The organism is Psychrobacillus sp. BM2 (assembly GCF_048572895.1).
Classification (GTDB): domain Bacteria; phylum Bacillota; class Bacilli; order Bacillales_A; family Planococcaceae; genus Psychrobacillus.
Map to the genome: position 1 here is coordinate 614202 of NZ_CP183878.1, position 19218 is coordinate 633419.

At 36.5% G+C, this 19218-nt stretch carries 16 protein-coding genes; 12 read left to right on the forward strand and 4 right to left on the reverse strand.

Translation table 11 applies throughout. The features are described from left to right. Positions 1-757 precede the first annotated feature (757 nt). Positions 758-1732: a hypothetical protein gene (locus ACN6MX_RS02695; RefSeq protein WP_419961145.1), complete on the forward strand. Its 975-nt coding sequence runs from the start codon at positions 758-760 to the stop codon at positions 1730-1732. Positions 1733-1984: 252 nt separating this feature from the next. Here ACN6MX_RS02695 and ACN6MX_RS02700 read toward each other — a convergent pair whose 3' ends face one another. The 3 genes from ACN6MX_RS02700 to ACN6MX_RS02710 are packed head-to-tail and all read right to left on the reverse strand — an operon-like array spanning position 1985 to position 4739. Next, the gene (locus ACN6MX_RS02700; protein ID WP_419961146.1) at positions 1985-3016 is read right to left on the reverse strand and encodes a YheC/YheD family protein; all 1032 of its coding nucleotides are present in this window, start codon (positions 3014-3016) and stop codon (positions 1985-1987) included. Between the two features lie 46 nt (positions 3017-3062). After that, a complete protein-coding gene (locus tag ACN6MX_RS02705; RefSeq protein WP_419961147.1) occupies positions 3063-3503 on the reverse strand; it encodes a CotY/CotZ family spore coat protein in 441 nt (146 codons plus the stop codon). Positions 3504-3521: 18 nt separating this feature from the next. Beyond that, the gene (locus ACN6MX_RS02710) at positions 3522-4739 is read right to left on the reverse strand and encodes an ATP-grasp domain-containing protein (protein ID WP_419961148.1); all 1218 of its coding nucleotides are present in this window, start codon (positions 4737-4739) and stop codon (positions 3522-3524) included. A 623-nt stretch (positions 4740-5362) separates the two neighbouring features. On the opposite strand from ACN6MX_RS02710, the gene ACN6MX_RS02715 reads away from it, so the two are divergent. Continuing rightward, on the forward strand, positions 5363-5896 hold the full coding sequence (locus ACN6MX_RS02715) for a hypothetical protein (RefSeq protein ID WP_419961149.1): 534 nt from the start codon (positions 5363-5365) through the stop codon (positions 5894-5896). 248 nt (positions 5897-6144) lie between these two features. Here ACN6MX_RS02715 and ACN6MX_RS02720 read toward each other — a convergent pair whose 3' ends face one another. After that, positions 6145-7065, reverse strand: a complete 921-nt coding sequence (locus ACN6MX_RS02720; RefSeq protein ID WP_419961150.1) for a LysR substrate-binding domain-containing protein — start codon at positions 7063-7065, stop codon at positions 6145-6147. Positions 7066-7229: 164 nt separating this feature from the next. Between ACN6MX_RS02720 and ACN6MX_RS02725 the strand changes: the two genes are divergently transcribed. The 10 genes from ACN6MX_RS02725 (at position 7230) to ACN6MX_RS02770 (ending at position 19214) form a co-directional block, all read left to right on the forward strand. After that, positions 7230-8795 carry an AMP-binding protein gene (locus tag ACN6MX_RS02725; RefSeq protein WP_419961151.1) on the forward strand — a complete coding sequence of 522 codons (1566 nt, stop codon included), beginning with the start codon at positions 7230-7232 and terminating at the stop codon, positions 8793-8795. A 30-nt stretch (positions 8796-8825) separates the two neighbouring features. After that, positions 8826-9605 carry an enoyl-CoA hydratase/isomerase family protein gene (locus tag ACN6MX_RS02730; RefSeq protein ID WP_419961152.1) on the forward strand — a complete coding sequence of 260 codons (780 nt, stop codon included), beginning with the start codon at positions 8826-8828 and terminating at the stop codon, positions 9603-9605. Positions 9606-9675: 70 nt separating this feature from the next. Continuing rightward, the gene (locus ACN6MX_RS02735; RefSeq protein WP_419961153.1) at positions 9676-10737 is read left to right on the forward strand and encodes a TRAP transporter substrate-binding protein; all 1062 of its coding nucleotides are present in this window, start codon (positions 9676-9678) and stop codon (positions 10735-10737) included. Between the two features lie 25 nt (positions 10738-10762). Next, positions 10763-11248, forward strand: coding sequence for a TRAP transporter small permease (locus ACN6MX_RS02740; protein ID WP_419961154.1), 486 nt, complete (start codon positions 10763-10765; stop codon positions 11246-11248). A 15-nt stretch (positions 11249-11263) separates the two neighbouring features. Next, a complete protein-coding gene (locus tag ACN6MX_RS02745; RefSeq protein ID WP_419961155.1) occupies positions 11264-12571 on the forward strand; it encodes a TRAP transporter large permease in 1308 nt (435 codons plus the stop codon). Positions 12572-12610: 39 nt separating this feature from the next. After that, entirely contained in the window at positions 12611-13279 is a 669-nt protein-coding gene (locus ACN6MX_RS02750) for a carboxymuconolactone decarboxylase family protein (protein ID WP_419961156.1), read from the forward strand. Between the two features lie 1093 nt (positions 13280-14372). After that, positions 14373-15581, forward strand: coding sequence for a M20 family metallopeptidase (locus tag ACN6MX_RS02755; RefSeq protein ID WP_419961157.1), 1209 nt, complete (start codon positions 14373-14375; stop codon positions 15579-15581). Between the two features lie 33 nt (positions 15582-15614). Further along, positions 15615-17165, forward strand: a complete 1551-nt coding sequence (locus ACN6MX_RS02760; RefSeq protein WP_419961158.1) for an ABC transporter substrate-binding protein — start codon at positions 15615-15617, stop codon at positions 17163-17165. A 180-nt stretch (positions 17166-17345) separates the two neighbouring features. Beyond that, positions 17346-18263, forward strand: coding sequence for an ABC transporter permease (locus tag ACN6MX_RS02765; protein WP_419961159.1), 918 nt, complete (start codon positions 17346-17348; stop codon positions 18261-18263). Positions 18264-18278: 15 nt separating this feature from the next. Beyond that, a complete protein-coding gene (locus ACN6MX_RS02770) occupies positions 18279-19214 on the forward strand; it encodes an ABC transporter permease (protein WP_419961160.1) in 936 nt (311 codons plus the stop codon). Positions 19215-19218 lie beyond the last annotated feature (4 nt).

Here is a 19218-nt window from a genome sequence, read left to right on the forward strand (position 1 = left end):
GCGCAAGTAAACCAACAGAACCGCTAGTAAACACCTCCAAACCGAAAGTACCGCCTTAGGGAGAGCAAGTATCCGGCAAGTGAGCGCAAGTAAATGCATTTTGGAAAGCTATAATAATGCATAAGTTAGCAGTTATCCACACCAAAAATTTCATTAAAAAGTTTAAACAAATTCAATAAAAGATGTTTAATCATTTTTTAACGGGGTATATAAATAGTACAAGGCGGAACTACCGTAGGAAGGGACTGGTAAACTATGTGTTTACAAGAGACTCCAATGGATGATTTGCACAGCCTTGGCGGAAAATTTGTTTTACTGACGAAAGGTACTCTCGTCGGGAACCGATATATTTAGGTTCCGATCCAACGTGTTTTACCTGAAAGTGAAAGAAAAGTTTTTTGTGGAAGTGCATCTGAATGTCTGATGTTTTATATCAGACGACCTAACGGCACTTACGAGATGAATTTTAAAATTGTCAGTTTTGGTTTAACTAAGCAACATTAACAAATTTTCCGAGTGTATTCCCTCTTTAGGGAAAGAAGAAAGCGTAGTCCTATTTGGATTACGCTTTTTTCTTTTTTTGCCCTATATACTTATTAAATACTAGGTTCTAAAATAATTTAGAATCATTGTTGGATACCAGGTTCTTGAACAATTCAGGATTCAACGAGAACCTGGTATCTTTCAAGAAAAAAAGTAATTTCCACATACTATTTCTTATCTTGGAATATGAATAAGAAAGAAGTGGGGTGAGGGCATGTCTATCTACGAAAATATTTTTCATTATTATAGAGGACAAACGAAAAATAGTTCAGAGGAAACAAACATTTTACAGGTTGAAAATAATGTAACAAAAGCCTTTATAAATGTTTTACAGCATTCATCTCCCGAATTAACTTCATCCTTTATAAAATTATTTGATTTAAATGCCGTTTCTATGGAAGGTTATGAATATCGATATCAAGTGAGTTCTCCACTTTCCAAACTAACATCTATAGCTGCAGTAGTAGGTATTGCAGAAAGTAAAAAAGTTAAAGCTGGAACACCTAGACAATATGGAATACCTGATGGAGCGATTATTTCAGATGATATTTCGCTATTAATAGAAAATAAAATTGGTTTTAACACTTACCTAGAACTAGAACAATTAGAAAGGCATAAAGGTAATTTTGCACCTGGTCAGTTGATCGCTGATAAACCATTTATCTTAACATGGAAAGAAATTCGAAGCTTTTTTATGGAGCAGTACAGGCATTTTGAAACTAAACAAGATTTAGTTACCTGTTTTTTGTTAAGTCAGTTTGAACAATTCTGCATTATTAACTGTATTGGTGACGTGCAGAAGTCTAAGGAATATTTCTTTTTAAGATTTGAGAAGTCAAAGGCGAGAGAACTTGCAAGAACTATAGATTCGTATATTTGTAATGATAAAGAATTTGCAGTTGCGGATGCTGGAACGAGTGATGGAATAGGCTATAAAAAAGTAGGGAAAACCAAGTTTGCTACACTAACAACTGCAAGACAACGGTGTTTAATCTTGCATATTGGAGAGGAGCACCTAAGTTTAGGTTTAGAAACACAAAATAAAATTGATAGTGAACTCGGTATTAAGTATCCTAGAAAGGATTATGAAAATACCAAATACCCTCATGAAGCATATATAAGGCTTGAATGGGTAGAGAGTTTTAGTCAAATAGAGCCGTATATTAAGTTGGCATACCAATCAAGATAGTAAAGTAAAGTTGGGTACTCGAGTTTCGAGTTGGGCACCAGTTTACCGAACAAAGTCAGAATTCAACGAAACCTGGAAAACGCGTCTCTGTGATAGAAACAACTCCGCAGAATTCTGACAATTAACTACAATTCAAAGGATCATCAAACAAAACCTCTAGCATTGAGGCCTTACGTCTTTATTGTTTACATTTAAAGAATTTTAGATGAAACATTGTTGAGCGAAGGTGAGACATTTCGCTTGAGGGTTCTACTAAAATTTATTATTATCTGCTAAAAATTTTGCATAATTGATTGTGTTTCTTGCTACATCTAATTCTCCGTTAAATATTACTGGTATTCCCGGTCTCCAATTCACTTCAAATAACCAAATTCTCTGATTTTCATCCATTCCAACGTCAATTCCTAGTTCATCCAAGTAAAAATCATCATATAAAGAATCAAAGTGTTTAGCAAAGCTTACTGAAAAGTACTCAAGTGTTTTTTTTACATTAATCCATTCATTACCAAACTCTATTTGCAAAAAAGGATCAGGAAACGCAGTAAAACCTCCGCTACCTAAATTTGAGGTTATGCTTCCCAAAGCTCCTATACGAGGGTAAATAGATGTGGTCATCCACTCACCATCTCCATTTTTTTGAACATGCAAGCGGAAGTCGAAGACCTGGCCAGATTTTATTCGACTTGATATAAATTTTTGAATGATATATTCTTCATCCTGTATTTTAAGTAATGCAAGGTCTATTAAGTCTTGTTTACTGCAACTTAAAATCTTACCTGAATCATTTGTTTTATATTTGTTGCCGTCTTCTTTTTCAATAAAAAGGATACCCGACCCTCTACTCCCAGAAACAGGCTTTATAATAACTTGATCATGTAATTCAATCATATCAAGTAAATCTTTTTCACCCCTAAATTGGATTGTCGGAATTAAATAATGTTTAAACTCTTTTCCTTTCTTAATTTTGTTTTGCACTTCGGATTTATCTCCAATGGAATGACTTGTAAATGGAATTCTTTTAGATAAGTAATCTATGGTTCGTTCTGCTTCGTCAGTTAGTGGGTAACTTGCATTATAAATGGCATCTGGAAAAGGATATTCTTTTTCCATCCATTTACCATTCTCATAGTATTTTCCTAATATTTTTTTGTTCTTGATATCAACTTTACCAGGTGTAAAGTAAAAAAAATCTACACCTTCTGCTTTTGCTACTACAGCATATGCATATGCCTTCTTTACTTTCTCAGGTTCAGCTCTATGATGCAGCATACCAATTAAGGTCATTTCTTTCTCAACTCCCTATTTTTTCACTTCATATATTTTAAATTAATCACCATTTGTCCCCAATATTAATACTTAGACGATTTACTAATTTTGGATCAATGCACTGTACACTGCAAAAGTTTTGTATAGACGCAATTACAATAGTATTCGTTTTTTCTAGTCGATAAGGAACGTGCTTTGTATCTGTATAATTACCCTCTACATCCATTGGACATAATAATGATAAGTAAACAAGCGAGTTGACTATGTTCTCAATTCGAAAGAAGCGTGTTCTATACGAAACTTGGGAAGTGGAGGTTATTCCATAAGCAAAAAAAGGTTCATAAGTAGTGGATGTATACAATACAATTGGAATAGTTTCACGCAGGATACCTTTGAATATTGCTAGCTTAGCCTTGTTCTGTGTATCATTAATTGTTCTCAATATAGATTCGAAACTATTGCTTGATTCGGTTTCATTATTTTTTTCTTGTTCGCTCTCACTCATTTTTTTTCACTCCTTTTTTTAAATAGGTTCAATATAAAAACGAATTACCTTTGCCGCTTCTTTAGCAATACTAATGGCTTTTTCTTTATTGACTGAAGAAGCTAAGATATATCCATATCGATCTCCCATTGATAAAGGCGGATGAAGTATTTTTCCTTTCTTAGGCTTTATAAAGACCTCCTCTACACCTGGTAGCCTTGAACAAATTTTTCTACCAGTTACTTTTATCAATGTACCAGTAGAATCACTCGTTAAATACTGTGCATATACAAACTTTTTATATTTTCTTTCCAATTTAGGCTCTTGTCCTAAAAATATCTTTATTGTCTCTTCGACTAAATTAAATCCATACGCTATTTCAATTATTCTATTCATTGCTCCCCCTGAAATGCGAGGATTTATCTCTATTAATTTCCATTCGTTATTTACTAGGCGCATTTCTAAATGACAAGATCCATTATCCATTTGAAAACGTTTTAAAATAGAGCAAACAGTTTCATATATTTTGTTATGGAAATCTACATCCATATCCGCCAACAGAGTATAACCAGTTACGATAAAACGTTCAAAAAGCTTAATATCTTGTTCAAGCACTGCTATTATGTGAACTTCTCCCTTGTACACACAAGCTTCTATTAAGTATTGAGGACCCTCTAAATATTCCTCTATTAATATCTCATCGCTTCCTTTGTCCAAAAAACTATTTATACACTTCATTAATTGTTTTTCATCACGGACTAATAAAACATCTTTGGATCCAGAAGAAATTGGGGTTTTCACAATTAGGGGGAGATAGCTTTTTTGTCGAGCAATAAAGGTCTCTAATGAATCCTCTTTATTATAGGTTTCAAAGTATGGAGAGACGGGAAGATCCTTTAATAATTCACGGGTCATGACTTTATCCTCCATTTTTTCTAATGGATCAGGAGGAACTTTGGTTATATTTAATTCCCTAGATAACTTTGCTGCTACATGGACATAAGGATCAATAAAGCTTAAAATCGCCACTACTTTTTTACCTTGTTCTTGTATTCCTCTTATACATACCTTTAATAAATTTTCATTAGTCAAATCCGTTAAAATCATTTGGTGAACTTCGGGGAAATCAACTCTGTTTTCAAGGTAAATTTCTCTGTCGGTAAGTAACACAGTAAAAAAGCCAAGTCTCGCAGCCGCTTTAAGTGCTTCTCTGCTTGAACCGGATTTGTTACTTCCGACAATTATAATTGTCTTCATAATCTATTTTCATCAACCTTTCATTTGCTCGCCTTTGGTGGCAACTTTGTTATTTGTAATAGTATATTCAAATGCTACTTGGCATAATTGGGTCTACTATGGTTTAAAGTTGTAATATATTAGATTTGGGTAATGGCGATGGTAGGTTAACTTTAAGATTCTCTGATTGGTTCGAAAAAATAATATGGTTAGACAAGAAAACTAAGATGATTTAGGAGGTAGCAAGAATATGTAAGGATCTGCTCTCGAATTAGAACAGCACCTAATAGTTTTGGATAGGGATAATAACTTGATAAAATCAAACTCTATTATTTTATTAGAAACAAACAAAAAAGAGAGGCATTAGACGATTCAATCGTCTAATACCTCGTTAAAAAGCGTTCCTGTGTTAGGAACAATTCTACTTTATTTTGATAATAGACTACAATTTACTATTAAATAAGCGAACGACAACTAACGCTCTCTGATAGGTAAAGTGTTAGTTGTAGTTTGCCTTGATAAATTTCATATGACTCATGGTAGATAATTATCAATCATATATTCTGACTATTATTTTCTATTCCATTTTCAGGAGGATTCTCCTGCTTTATGTCGAATTACAGTATATGGAATAGAGGGATAATGTGGGATCATTAACAGCAGAACAAAAAAAAGAATTAATTGTTATTGCGGAAAAATCATATCTTCTGGCAGTAAAAGTAAGGAGAGAGAATGGTGATTCATTCGATGTATATGGCAGTAAAGGTCATCCACTAAAGGATAGCTGCTATAACGTCTCTAGTTTGATTTATCATATAGTAAAAAATGAATATGGATTAACAAATGAAGATAACAAAGTTTATGATTGCTTAATTGTATTAGGTGAAGGTACATCTACATATACTAATTCTCATTATATTAATAAAGTGTGTGGAGAGTATATTGACGCTAGTATTGGACAATTTAACGATCAAATTAGTGATTTAGAGCTATCTCCTTATGATAACAATGAACAGTATTATAAAGAAATTAAAGAAAAAGAACCCTTGGATACTGATGCTATCAGAGAAGAAATTGATGCATATGAGTTTTACAGCGGTATTCCACAGTCATTAAAACTAAAACCTGTAAAAAAACAAAGTTTCATAGGAAAGTTTATGAGTAAGATATTTCTTTAGATATATGAAGGATTTACCTTAAACAATGTATCCCTCTTATATTATAGAAAAGTAGGGTCACCTTCGGCAGATACGGAGTCGTAGGTATCAGTTTATGACTATTTAGCTTATGCACTGCAATTTCATATGAATTTATAGGAATCCTCAATCAATAAATTGTTGGATTCTTTTTTTTGTATAAATATGAAATATTTAAGTCGTCATATAATGGTGCCCCCACCATGGTCGTGAAGAAAACAAGCTTCGAATCATATGACTTCGAAGCTTGCTTTTTTATATAGTTCCTTTTCTTTTATACAATGCTTTATCGTATGGATAAAAGTGTTTGTAATGGGTGTTGTATTTTTGTTCCAGGTGATGAATAAATCCATTTCTTGTTGGCTGCCTTTTAAAGCTTTATAGACAACGCCGTTTTTGGGATATTCTTGCTGGGCGACTTCGGTCACGAGCGTCACGCCGATTCCTGCGGATACTAATGAAAGGATATGGGTGACTCCTTCCGCTTCCTGATAGATGATGGGGCTCATATCTCCGTTTAAGCATATAGAAATAATCATGTCATAATAGCCGGGTTCTAGTCTTCGTGGAGCCATAATAAACGGTTCATTCTTTAATTCTTTGATTTCGATTGGTCCCGGTCTGGAAGCCAAAGGGTGATTTATAGGTAAAGCTGCCACAAACCGAGCGCTGTATATATGCTGAAAGTCTAAAGATGGATTAGTGATAGGCGGGCAGAGAAACCCGAAATGGATTTCTTTATCAGAAAGTGCCTTTAATTGATCTGTACTTGACATCGGATGCAAAGTCACTTTGACGTTGGGATAGCTTTCACGATGCGAATCGATTAACTGAATCAGGTATGAGTTCAAAGAGCCGGTAAAGGCCACTTTCAAGGTTCCAGCCTCTCCCATGTATATTTTTTTTGTATCCTCCACGCTTGATTTCACTTTTGCGAGTATTTCATAAACTTCCTCTAAAAAATACTTACCCGCCTGCGTTAATTGGACTGATCGGTTTGTCCGTTGAAAAAGTTTGACGCCCATTTCTTTTTCCAAATGAATGATCTGCTGGCTCAGAGGCGGTTGGCTAATATTCAAGCGGTTCGCAGCTTTTCCAAAATGCAGTTCTTCTGCTACTGCTACAAAGTAATGAAAATGTCGAAGCTCCATTACAGATTCCCCCCAAACAAGGATTAGGACCTTAAAGGTCTCAATCGGTTTGTTTTATATATTAGACTAAAGTAAGTTCTGTTGATAGTATTTTTTTAATAGTTACACCAATTCGGAATAATTAAAAAATAAGAAAGCGCATTCATAAAAATGGAGGAATAAATATGAATTCAACTTCACTTGTATTAAATGAGCTGGTTAAAAACAGTTTAAAAAATAATGCTAACAAAACAGCCCTTCATGTTAACGGGTCAAGTTTTACTTATAAAGAACTGCATGCTGATGCAAACCGTACTGCACAGGCATTGAAAAAAAGGGCTATTGGTCAACAATCACGTGTTGCTTTATTGCTTCCTAATTGTTACGAGTACGTAGTAAGTGAAATAGCGATTTATTATCTAGGAGCGACGAAAATCGCTCTTAACTCGATGGTGAGTGAACCAGATATTCTCTATATTTTAGAAGATGCAGAAGCGGAGTTATTAATCGTAGACAATCGCTTCCTACCAATGATTGAAAAAATCAAATCTAAGCTGCCCAAACTCCATACGATTATCGTGGTCGGTGCAGAAAAGACAGAGTTCAATGAATTGATATATTGGGAAGGTTTTCAAGCGGATGCTTCAGATGAAGAAGTTTCTGTTAAAAGTGAGCTATCGGATTTTTCATTTATCTTATATACAGGTGGAACCACAGGCAAGCCCAAAGGTGTCGTTCATACTTATGAAACCACCAGTCTGACTTTCATCTCCATCATTATTGAAGCGAATATTCAAAGCGATGAGAAAATTCTTGTGACCACTCCTTTGCCACATGCAGCTGGTTTGTATTTATTTTCTGGATTAATAAAAGGTGCTGAAATCTTTATTGAAGACAAGTTTGAAATAGAAACGGTGATGCGGCATATTGAAGAAAATCGTATTACTTACTTGAGCTTGGTGCCAACAATTTTATACCGGATGCTCGATTACATAGATGGGAAAGAGGTGGATGTTACTTCGATTCGGACAATTCAATACGGAACAGCACCTATAACTGCTGAGCGTTTGAAACAAGGCTTGTCTATTTTCGGGCAAGTGTTTTTACAAATTTATGGACTGACAGAAACACAGAGTGCCGCAACTTGGATGAAAAAAGAGTTTCATAGTATCGAAGAAGAATCCTTGCATTTATTGAAGAGCTGTGGAAGGTCCACGATTTTCTCTCAAGTAAAAGTTGTGGATGCCAATGGCAAGGATGTTGCAGTTGGAATGGAAGGCGAGGTTGTGGTAAAGGCGTTTACAAATATGATTTGCTACCTCAATCAGCCAGAAAAGACAGCGGAGGCACTAAAAGACGGTTGGCTGTATACAGGAGATATTGGAGTGATGGATGAACAGGGATTCCTGTATCTTCTCGACCGAGCAAAAGACATGATTATCAGCGGAGGTATGAACGTTTATTCGTCGGAAGTTGAAAATGTTATCCAAGAACATCCGGGAGTGGGCCAAGTGGCGGTCATAGGAGTGCCGGATCCTGACTGGGGAGAAGCGGTCACAGCATTTTTAACAGCCAAAGTTGAAAACTTGGAAATTACCGAAGTAATGGCAATCTGCAAATCAAAACTTTCTAAATATAAAAACCCAAAAGAGATTCATATTGTAGAGATCCTTCCGTTGACGTCTTACGGAAAAGTCGACAAGAAAAAGCTGCGTGAACCATATTGGGAATTAGCTGAACGGCGAATTTGACAAAATGATAAAGAGAAAGGAGTGCACTATATGAAGAAGTATGAAACCTTGATTGTCGAATACCGAGGACCAACACTTTATATTACGTTCAACCGTCCGTCTAAAGCAAATGCGATGAACAAACAAATGGATCAAGAACTAAATGATTTGATATCAGAAGTTAGTTCAGACAAAAAGCATAAATTTATCATTTTCACAGGAGCAGGAAAGGTTTTTTCGGCAGGTGCAGATATCAAAGAAGTGGGAAAAAGTATAGTAGAAAATGAGGAAGATTCTTCTTGGATACGAAAAGATCAAATCAACCGACAGGAATTTTTAAGAAAGTTAGATGCTTTGGACCAAATTACTATCGCCGCCATCAATGGACCCGCATTCGGTGCGGGATTGGCGCTTGCGATGTCTTGTGATTTTCGAATTATTGCAGATGATGCATCACTGAGCTTGCCGGAAATTGACAGGGGGATGTTTTTTTCTGGAGGTGGAACTCCACGTTTAGTGAATTTAATCGGTGCTTCGAAAGCGAAAGAGCTTATCATGCTCGGCGATATTATTACGGCAAAAGAAGCGAAAGACATTGGGTTGGTAACGAAAACGGTGGCAAGGGAAGAACTTTCGAGTACCGTGGATGAGCTACTAAAGAAACTAATACAGAAGCCATTCGACCCTTTACGAATTACCAAGAAAATCGTCCATGCTTCGGTGCCAAGATTTGAAAATCTGCTCTATTATGAAGCAGAATTGCAAGAGCAAATGCTACTTAATGGTGAAGCGCTTGAAAAGATAAAAGAGTTTGTCGGTCAGACAAAATAGGTCTAAATATAAGAATGGGTTTTGGAGATTTTCGGAAGCAGCTAGATAACATGAAAAGGAGACGAGTTGTATGACGAAAAGCAAAATAGTGAAATGGTGTTTATTAGCAGGAGTTGCATTGTTGTTGACAGCCTGCGGTAGTGGTGAGGCGGCAAATAAAGATGGGGTGTACGAACTGAGTTTTAATATCCAAGTACCATCTACTCATAAATTCCATACGGAAGTAGTTGAGCCCTGGGCAAAACTTGTCGAGGAAGAGACAGATGGAAAAGTGAAAGTGAATATTTATAATAGTGGAGCCCTTGGAACCTTAAGTACGGCTTACGAAGATATACAGGGTGGCGTTTACGATATTGGATATGTTAGTCCAAGCTTGCATCCAGATACAGAGTTATTCCCTTTATCAATCGGAGACCTACCTTTTGGAATATCAGATCCTTTCGATAGCACAGCGATTTTGAAGCCATTTATGGAAAAATTTATGGCTGAGTCTCTGGAAGGAGTGATTCCGGTTGGAATATCTGGAACTGATTCTTACCAGTTATACAGCGAAGCACCTGTTGAAACGATTGATGACGTGAAAAACAAAAAAATCATTGCTTCTGGTTACCAACGTGTAGATTTAATTAAATTATGGGAAGGGGTCCCGGTTTCCTTGGGGCTGGAGGAAATTTACACTTCGCTCGACCGCAATACCGTAAATCAAGCTACTTACACGTCGATTGGTGCAGTAGGACTGAAGTTATATGAAGTTGCTCCTTATTTAACAAAAATTGATATGGGAAATACCGCTCTTCTTTTCTTAATGAACAAAAATTCATTTGAATCTCTACCAGCAGATCTTCAAAAATTATTTGAAGATGAATTAGGACCGAAATTTGAAACTATGAACAGTGAGCTGTACAGCAGTGCATCAGAAAATGCGATTAATGAATTTGATAAAGCTGTATCAGAAGACGGTGGACGTGTTATTAAACTGAGTGAAAAAGAGCTTCAGCCATTTAAAGAGCCAGCGAAGGCAGTTTGGGAAGATTGGGTTAAACAAGCGAACGATAAAGGATTTGATGGACAGGAAATGATGGACTTCTATACGAAGACCTTAGTAGAGGAAGGGTTGACCTTCCCGTATTAATCCTTATGTGAAAGCAGGTGGAATTGTGAAGTATTTAACTTGGATTGTTAAATGCATAACCAATTTGACGAAATGGATTTCGTTTATCATGTTAATCATTTTGGTTCCATTAGTAACATTTTTTTCAATATCCCGGAGCTTTGGCGTTCCAGTTCTCGGGGATATCGAACTCGTTCAATTCAGTATGGTTGTTTTAATCATGGGTTCGTTAGCATATACCGAAGCAACAAATTCTCATATCTCCATTGGACTGCTAGTTGATAAGTTCCCTGCTAAAGTCCAAATTGTATTGGATTTTATAGCCCAATTTTGTACAATCGTCTTTGCTTTTATCGTTTGTTGGGCTTTCACTACAAAAATAAATTTGACGCAAATGTCCGATATGCTAAATATTTCGTTTGTGCCTTTTAAAATCTTCTTAGTGATTTGCTTTATCGCCTGGGCACTGGAAGCTCTTTTGAAATTTATAGGAATTGTAACGAATTACAGGACAGCTGAGAAAAGTGAGTAAAGTGAGGGGAAGAGTTTGTCTAATGAAATGATTGGCGTATTGGTTATTATTACAGTGTTTGTACTCATGTTTTTACGTGTTCCCATCGCCATCTCGATGGTTATACCGGCAAGTATTGGAATCATCTATCTCAAAGGATGGGATACATTATTAACTGCAATTAATAGTGTGGTTTGGAGCCAAAGCTACCATTATACGTTAAGCACAATCCCGCTATTTGTACTAATGGGACAGTTATTGTTTTTTTCCGGTGTTACAGATGATTTGTTTAGGACCTTTAAGAATTGGTTTGGCAATATGAAAGGCGGCCTAGGGATTGCAACAATTGGAGCCTCCGCAATGTTTGCGACTGCTTCTGGATCCAGCGTGGCTACTACAGGTACGATGGGTGTTATTGCTACAAAGGAAATGTTAAAGGCGGGGTATAGCAAAAGCTTAACTGGTGGTTCTATTGTAGCAGGAGGAGCTTTGGGAATACTTATTCCGCCAAGTACAACCTTCATTATTTATGGAATGATCACTGAGCAATCGGTGGGGAAATTGTTAGCGGCAGGAATCGTTCCTGGAATCATACTGACTTTATTTTTCATGCTGACGATTTATATTTGTATCTTGATTAAACCGAGTTTGATCTCAGCTCCTACCCATCACGTTGTGAGCTGGAAAGAGCGATTTTCTTCATTAAGCTCAAACGTTTGGATTATCTCATTATTCATTCTAGTAATGGGTGGTATTTACCTAGGGTATTTTACTGCCACTGAATCTGCAGGTGTAGGTGCATTCGGTGCATTTCTCATTGGTATAGTACGTCGCCGTTTAACCTTAGCGAATTTTACAGATGCCGTTATGGGAACTTTAAGAACTACGGGATTTTTATTTGCGATTGTATTAGGGGCTTTCATCCTTAATTATGTTCTTGTTTTGACAAGGGTTCCTAATTTACTTGCACAATTCTTACTGACGTCGAATTTATCTACCACAACAATTTTCATCCTAATCATCTGTCTTTTCATCGTGCTTGGAGCGATTATGGATTCCCTGGCAATGATGGTTGTTACTATACCCATCTTATTGCCGATTCTAGAGATTCAGAATTTCGACTTAATCTGGTTCGGCGTCATGATCGTATTAGTGGTGGAAGTCGCTTTAATCTCACCTCCTATTGGTATGAACGTATTTGTCTTAAAAGGAGTAACCAATGAACTGGAACTTGTTGATATTTTCAAGGGAGCTGTGATTTTTATCATTCCGATTCTTGCCCTCGTTGCGCTTCTTTATATTTTTCCAGAGATCGCGATGTTCTTACCAAATTCGATGGACTAAGAAGTTAAAAATCAAAAATCAGAATGGAGAATATTAAATATGAACCTAACAGAAAGCAAAAACCTATACGAGAAAAAGAACTTTGCCCGCCTGCCTGAATTTGGCAAGCTTGCTCCTGAAGCATTTAAAGCATTTGTCCAATTTGATAAAATTGCACTGCAGGAAAAAGCACTATCCGCAAAACTGAAGGAGTTGATCGCGGTAGCAGTAGCACATACAACCGGCTGCCCATACTGCATTGACCTCCATGTCAAAAATGCCAAAAATCTTAATACCACAAAAGAAGAAATGGCGGAGAGCATAATGGTGGCGACCGCTTTAAAAGCCGGCTCAGCCCTTGCCCATGGTGTCAATGCCTTGAATGCATATGACGAAACCGCGGATGAAGAGCTTTATAAAGAAGCTTATTTTAGCCGCCTATCTGAATTCTCAAAGCTCAACGGAGAAGTATTCAGCGCCTTCATCAACTTCGATACCTTATCGCTAAAAGAAGGACTCTTATCAGCGAAAGAAAAAGAACTAATTGCAGTCGCTGTTGCTCATACCACTGGTTGCCCATACTGCATCGCCTTGCATGTAAAAGCTTCTAAGAAAAAAGGAGCAACGAAAGAAGAAGTGGCCGAATCTATATTTGTAGCCACAGCCTTAAAAGCTGGCTCAGCTTTAGCACATGGCGTCAATGCTTTGAATGCATTTGATGAGGCTTGAGATTAAACCTGTCCCTGTGTAAGAAACAATTCGGAACTATTCCGACAATAGGCTACAATTCAATGTTAAAAATAACACTCACCTGATGAAAGGGTGGGTGTGTTATTTGGTGATTATCTTTAATCGTCTTAAAACATACTTTATATTCATTAGGACTCTATTAGATTTATAATGCGTCCCTGTGTAAGAAACAATTCTGAATCGTCTTGTACACAGGGACTGTTAAACTAAAAGCTGGACGGAAAAAATCCTTTCAAAACTTACATAAAAAAAGTTTAAACAAATTCAATAAAAGATGTTTAAACATTTTTAAGTGGGGTATATAAATAGAACAAGGCGGACCTACCGTAGGAAGGGATTGGAAAACTATGCGTTTACAAGAGACTCCAATGGATGATTTGCACAGCCTTGGCGGAAAATTTGCTTTACTGACGAAAGGTACTCTCGTCGGGAACCGATATATTTAGGTTCTGATCCAACGTGTTTTACCTGTAGTGAAAGAAAAGTTTTTGTGGAAGTGCACCTAAATGTCTGATGGTTTCATATCAGACGACCTAACTGCACTGACGAGATGAATGTTGAAATTGTCAGATACGGTTTAACCAAGCAACATTAACAAATTTTCCAAGTGTGTTCCCTTTTTAGGGAAAGAAGAAAGCGTAGTCCTATTGGGATTACGCTTTTTTCTTTTTTTTTGCCCTTGTGTACTTATTGAGAGAATCTGGTACCTTTTACTACTATAGAAGCTTCATCTTCCCAATCCGTAAAGTACTTACGACACTATTTTCAGTCCAATTTGGAAAAAACCTATTTCATTCTCGCAAACTAGTTAAAATAATTTTTAAAATTATCAAATAATTATGTTAAACTATTATTTTGCATACATACAAGTTAAATAAATAGCTATTAAATGGTTTTTATAAAAAGGTTAAGGACAACTATAGAATTTTTTTATAAGTGACTAAACTTTTTTGAATTTCCCTTTGATTCTACGTTTCATTAATATTAGACTAATGAATCTGAATGTTTAATATTTTCTTATTTGTTGGTTGATGTTATTAATTGAAAACTAAGTAGAGTTGAGGTGCTGATTTTGCTAGATGAGAAAAGTGTGTTGTTCAACGAAGTAGAAGGTTTAAGAGATGTTTTATTTAGTATTAGTGATTACATCCATGATAATCCTGAACTAGGTAATGAGGAATTTAAGGCAGTTCAGAAGATTACAGAGACATTAGGAAACTATGGTTTCACTATTGAAAAAGGGATAGCCGGTCTAGAAACGGCCTTTATCGCCACCTATAAAAATGGATTAGGAGGACCGGTAATTGGACTGCTTTGTGAATATGACGCTTTAAAGGATCTTGGCCATGGTTGTGGACATAACCTACAATCTGCGTCTGTAATAGGAGCAGCCATTGCTCTTTCAAGGCAATTGAGTCAGCATGATGTAACGATTCAAGTTTTTGGCACTCCTGCAGAGGAAACAACAAGTGGTAAGATTCCGATGGCTAACGGAGGCTATTTTGACCATCTTGATGTGGCTTTAATGATGCACGGTGGTGACCGAACAACAGTTGATGGAAGATCACTAGCTGTAGATAACTTTGAATTTGAATTTATCGGAAAGGAATCCCATGCTGCTGTAGCTCCTGAACAAGGAATTAGTGCATTAGATGGTGTTCTTATGACCTTTAATGGAATGGAATATTTACGAGAGCATGTTCGTACGGATGTTCGAATTCACGGCATTATTACGGATGGAGGGAAAGCCCCTAACATTGTACCAAAAAGAGCAACTGCCAAATTTTCCGTTCGTGCGAAGGATCGAAAATATTTAAACGAAGTTGTAGAAAGAGTTTTTAATGTAGCTAGAGGGGCGGCATTAGCTACCGGAACTAAGGTAATCATTCATCCTTTAAAGTCGCTAGAGAATAAGTTGAATGTTCAAAGTTTAAATGATTTACTCTTAGAAAATGCACGTTTTTCCGGTGCAAAGAATATCACTCCACCCCGTGAAAGAACTGGTTCTACCGATTTCAGTATTGTCACTCACCGCGTGCCTGGTGCATGTATACGTGTTTCTTTTGTACCTTATGGAACATCTAATCATACGGAAGAATGGGTGGAAGCCTCTAAAAGCAATGATGGAAATGAAGCAATTTTAGCAGCAGCCAAGACATTAAGTGGGACTTGTCTAGATTTAGTTTATTCACCGGAATTGTTAGATAAGATTAAAGCTGAATTCAAAGTTGCAAAACAATCGTTAGAAACCAATTCAGAAGTACTTGTATCAACTAATTAAACAATTTACTAACCAAAAATTAGGGGGATTTATATGAGGGGCAAATTTTCAACTCTTTCGATTTGTGCACTAGTTTCTATTTTACTATTAGCTGGTTGTACCACAACAACGAAAAGTGCAACTACAGAAGTTTCTAAGGCAGAGGATAAGACATTAATCATTTCCTTAGGCCCAGATCTTATGACATGGGATATCCATAACCATACAACTACAACTACTGAGGCTATTCACGTTAATGTATTTGATTATTTATTGATGAGAGACAAGGCAGGAGAAATTCAACCCCATTTAGCAAAAGAATGGAAAAGAATCGACGATATGACCGTTGAGTTTAAACTCAACGAAGGAATAAAGTTTCATAATGGGGAAGATTTAACCGCTGAGGATGTTAAGTTTACTCTTGAAAGAGTCGCAAAGGATGATACTCTTCGAAGTCATGGTGATTATGACACGATAAAAGAAGTTAAAATATTGGACGATTTAACGTTTCAAATCATTACAACCGAGCCTGATCCGATGCTTTTGAGCAGAATTTCAAGGCAGGCGTCTGGAATTTTACCAAAGGATTATATTGAAGAAAATGGATGGGATCACTTTGAAAACAATCCAGTTGGATCTGGGCCATTAAAATTTGTTGAATGGAAAAGGGATAATCAGGTTGTATTAGAGCCTAATCCTGATTATTTTGGAAAGAAAGTAACAAATGTTGACCAGGTTATTTTCAGAGCTATTCCTGAGGATTCCACTAGAGTTGCTGAACTTTTGTCAGGAAACATTGATATTGTTGCAAATGTTCCTCCAAGTGATTGGGAACGGGTAAAAGGTTCTGACAACAGTCAAATTGTTAATGGTCCTTCTAACCGAAATTATATGATTTTTCTTCGAACACAAGAAGGGTGGCCAACTTCGGATGTGAAAGTCCGGGAAGCGATGGACTATGCTATTGATGATCAAGCAATCGTGGATAATTTGTTAAATGGTGGTGGAACTCCTTCACTTTCACGTGTGAACCCAGGAGACATAGGAGCACAAGAGGAGTTATATGGAAAGTATAACTACGATGTTACAAAAGCAAAGCAACTATTAGCAGAAGCTGGATATGAAGATGGATTGACTATAGAATTATCTGGTCCAACAGGTAGATATATTCAGGACCGTGAAGTAATGCAATTGATAGCTGGGATGCTAGAAGAAGCAGGTATCAAAACAGACATGAATCTGATGAAGTGGGAACCATTCGTAGAGCTAAGAGAACAACAAAAATTTAAAGATGGCTACTTAATAGCGCTAGGTTCTTCGTTTTTTGATGCTGGTCAGTCACTAAATTACTATGGCACGGATCGTGCTAGTTCAATTAACGGATATAGTAACCCAGAAGTAGACCAGTTATTAAACGATGCTGAAACTTCAATGGATGAAAGCGCTCGCATTGAAATGTATCAACGTGTTCAAGATATTGCAAATGATGAAAAACCAATCTTACCGCTATTTCAAATTGACCAATACTTTGGAGTTTCTAAATCTATAGAGTATGAAACAAGAATGGATGAGCTTATTTACATTCCGGATATAACAAATAAGTAGTCTTATATTAAGAAGCACTATGCTTATTGCCCTTCTCTTTTTTCATAGGAAATAGAGAGGGGAATTTCCATAAAAACGTCATGGCCTTTGTTTTGAAGTAGCTTAAGCAATGTACATGAAAGGGAAGATTGTTATCAAAAATATAATATTACGTCGTTCAACTTAAGGGAGAGGATAGCCATGTGGAAATATTTAGCTATGAGATTACTTCAAATTCCTCCAGTTCTTTTTATCGTTACCATCATGATTTTTGTTCTTGTATATATAGCGGGAGACCCTGTGGCCACAATGTTGCCAGCAGATGCATCACCTGAGGAGATAGCTCAGTTTCGCCATGCATTGGGATTTGATCAGCCATTTTACGTTCAATTTGGAAATTATATTTTAGATTTGTTTCGGGGTGACTTTGGAGAATCCTATCAATACGGGACTTCAGCATTAGGACTTGTGTTAGAAAGGCTACCTGCAACGCTTGAGTTAGCTACTGCATCGATGATTATTGCAATTCTAATTGCTATTCCATTGGGAATATTATCAGCAGTAAAACCTAATACTTTCATAGACTTTTTTGCAACAAGCTTTTCTGTATTAGGTAAAGCTATACCAAACTTTTGGCTAGGAATTATGCTGATTTTAGTTTTTTCCGTCACTCTAAAAATGTTGCCGGTTTCAGGAACAGGAAGCTATGCCCATATTGTTTTGCCTGCCATTACTTTAGGAACAGCGATGTCCGCAGAAATCACGCGTCTTGTTCGTTCTAGCATGCTAGAGATACTTCATCAGGATTATATTCGAACAGCACGTAGCAAAGGCTTAAAATATTCGGCCGTTGTGATAAAACATGCTTTTAAAAATTCATTAGTACCTGTAATTACGATTACCTTCCTTCAAGCTGCAGCTTTAGTTGGCGGATCGTTAATAACAGAAATGATATTTGCTTGGCCAGGACTTGGGCAATTGATCATTCAAGCGGTCTATGCAAAGGATCTTCCAATAATTCAAGCCGCAGTTTTTGTTACAGCAAGCATGATTATATTTATCAATATACTGACGGATATTATGTACCGTGTACTAGATCCAAGGATAAAGTTTAATTAATGAGGAGGTAAATCGATGGAATTGAATAATCAGGCTGAGCTATCTCCTTATCCAGTTGAGAGCAGTAGACAAAAAGAAAACATGAGTAAAAAGTTTCTAGTACTATTAAAAAAGTTATTAACTAGCAAAACGGGAGTTGTAGGCCTCCTTATCGTGTTAACTGTATGTTTAATGGCGTTGTTAGCACCATTCATCGCACCTTACGATCCAAATAAAATTGATACTGCTAATATGCTAAAGCCGCCATTTTGGCTTCTAAACGGCGACTTAAGTCATATTCTTGGTACAGATAATCTCGGTCGGGATATTTTAAGTAGACTTATTTATGGTTCAAGAATATCTATTATTGTAGGTGTACTATCTGTAGTTGTCGGAGGGTTAATAGGGGTTATATTTGGTCTTATTGCAGGTTATTATGGCGGAATTGTTGATAGTCTTATTATGAGATTGGTAGATTCTTTTTTGGCGATTCCTACTACCTTATTTTGTATCGTCTTTTTAACGGTATTAAATCCTGGATTGTTCACCCTGGTCTTTGTCATTGGTGTAACGAATTGGGTTATGTATGCAAGTTTGGTTAGAAGTGAAACATTAAGTATTAAAGAAAGAGAATATGTAAAAGCAGCGAAGACAATTGGTGTTTCAAATTTTAATATTATTTTCCGTCATATTTTACCTAATGTTTTTTCCTCAATTATTGTCATTTCGACATTAAGTATCGCTGGAACTATTATTACAGAATCGTCTTTAAGTTTTTTAGGATTAGGAATTCAACCTCCTGCCATCTCATGGGGGATTATGCTGAGTGAAGGAAGGGAACATCTCGCAACTAGTTGGTGGTTATCGACTTTTCCTGGTGTAGCAATTTCGATTACAGTCCTTGGAATTATTTTTTTAGGTGAATGGTTACGGGATGTACTAGATCCTAGATCACGAGGAACTAAATCTTAGTGAA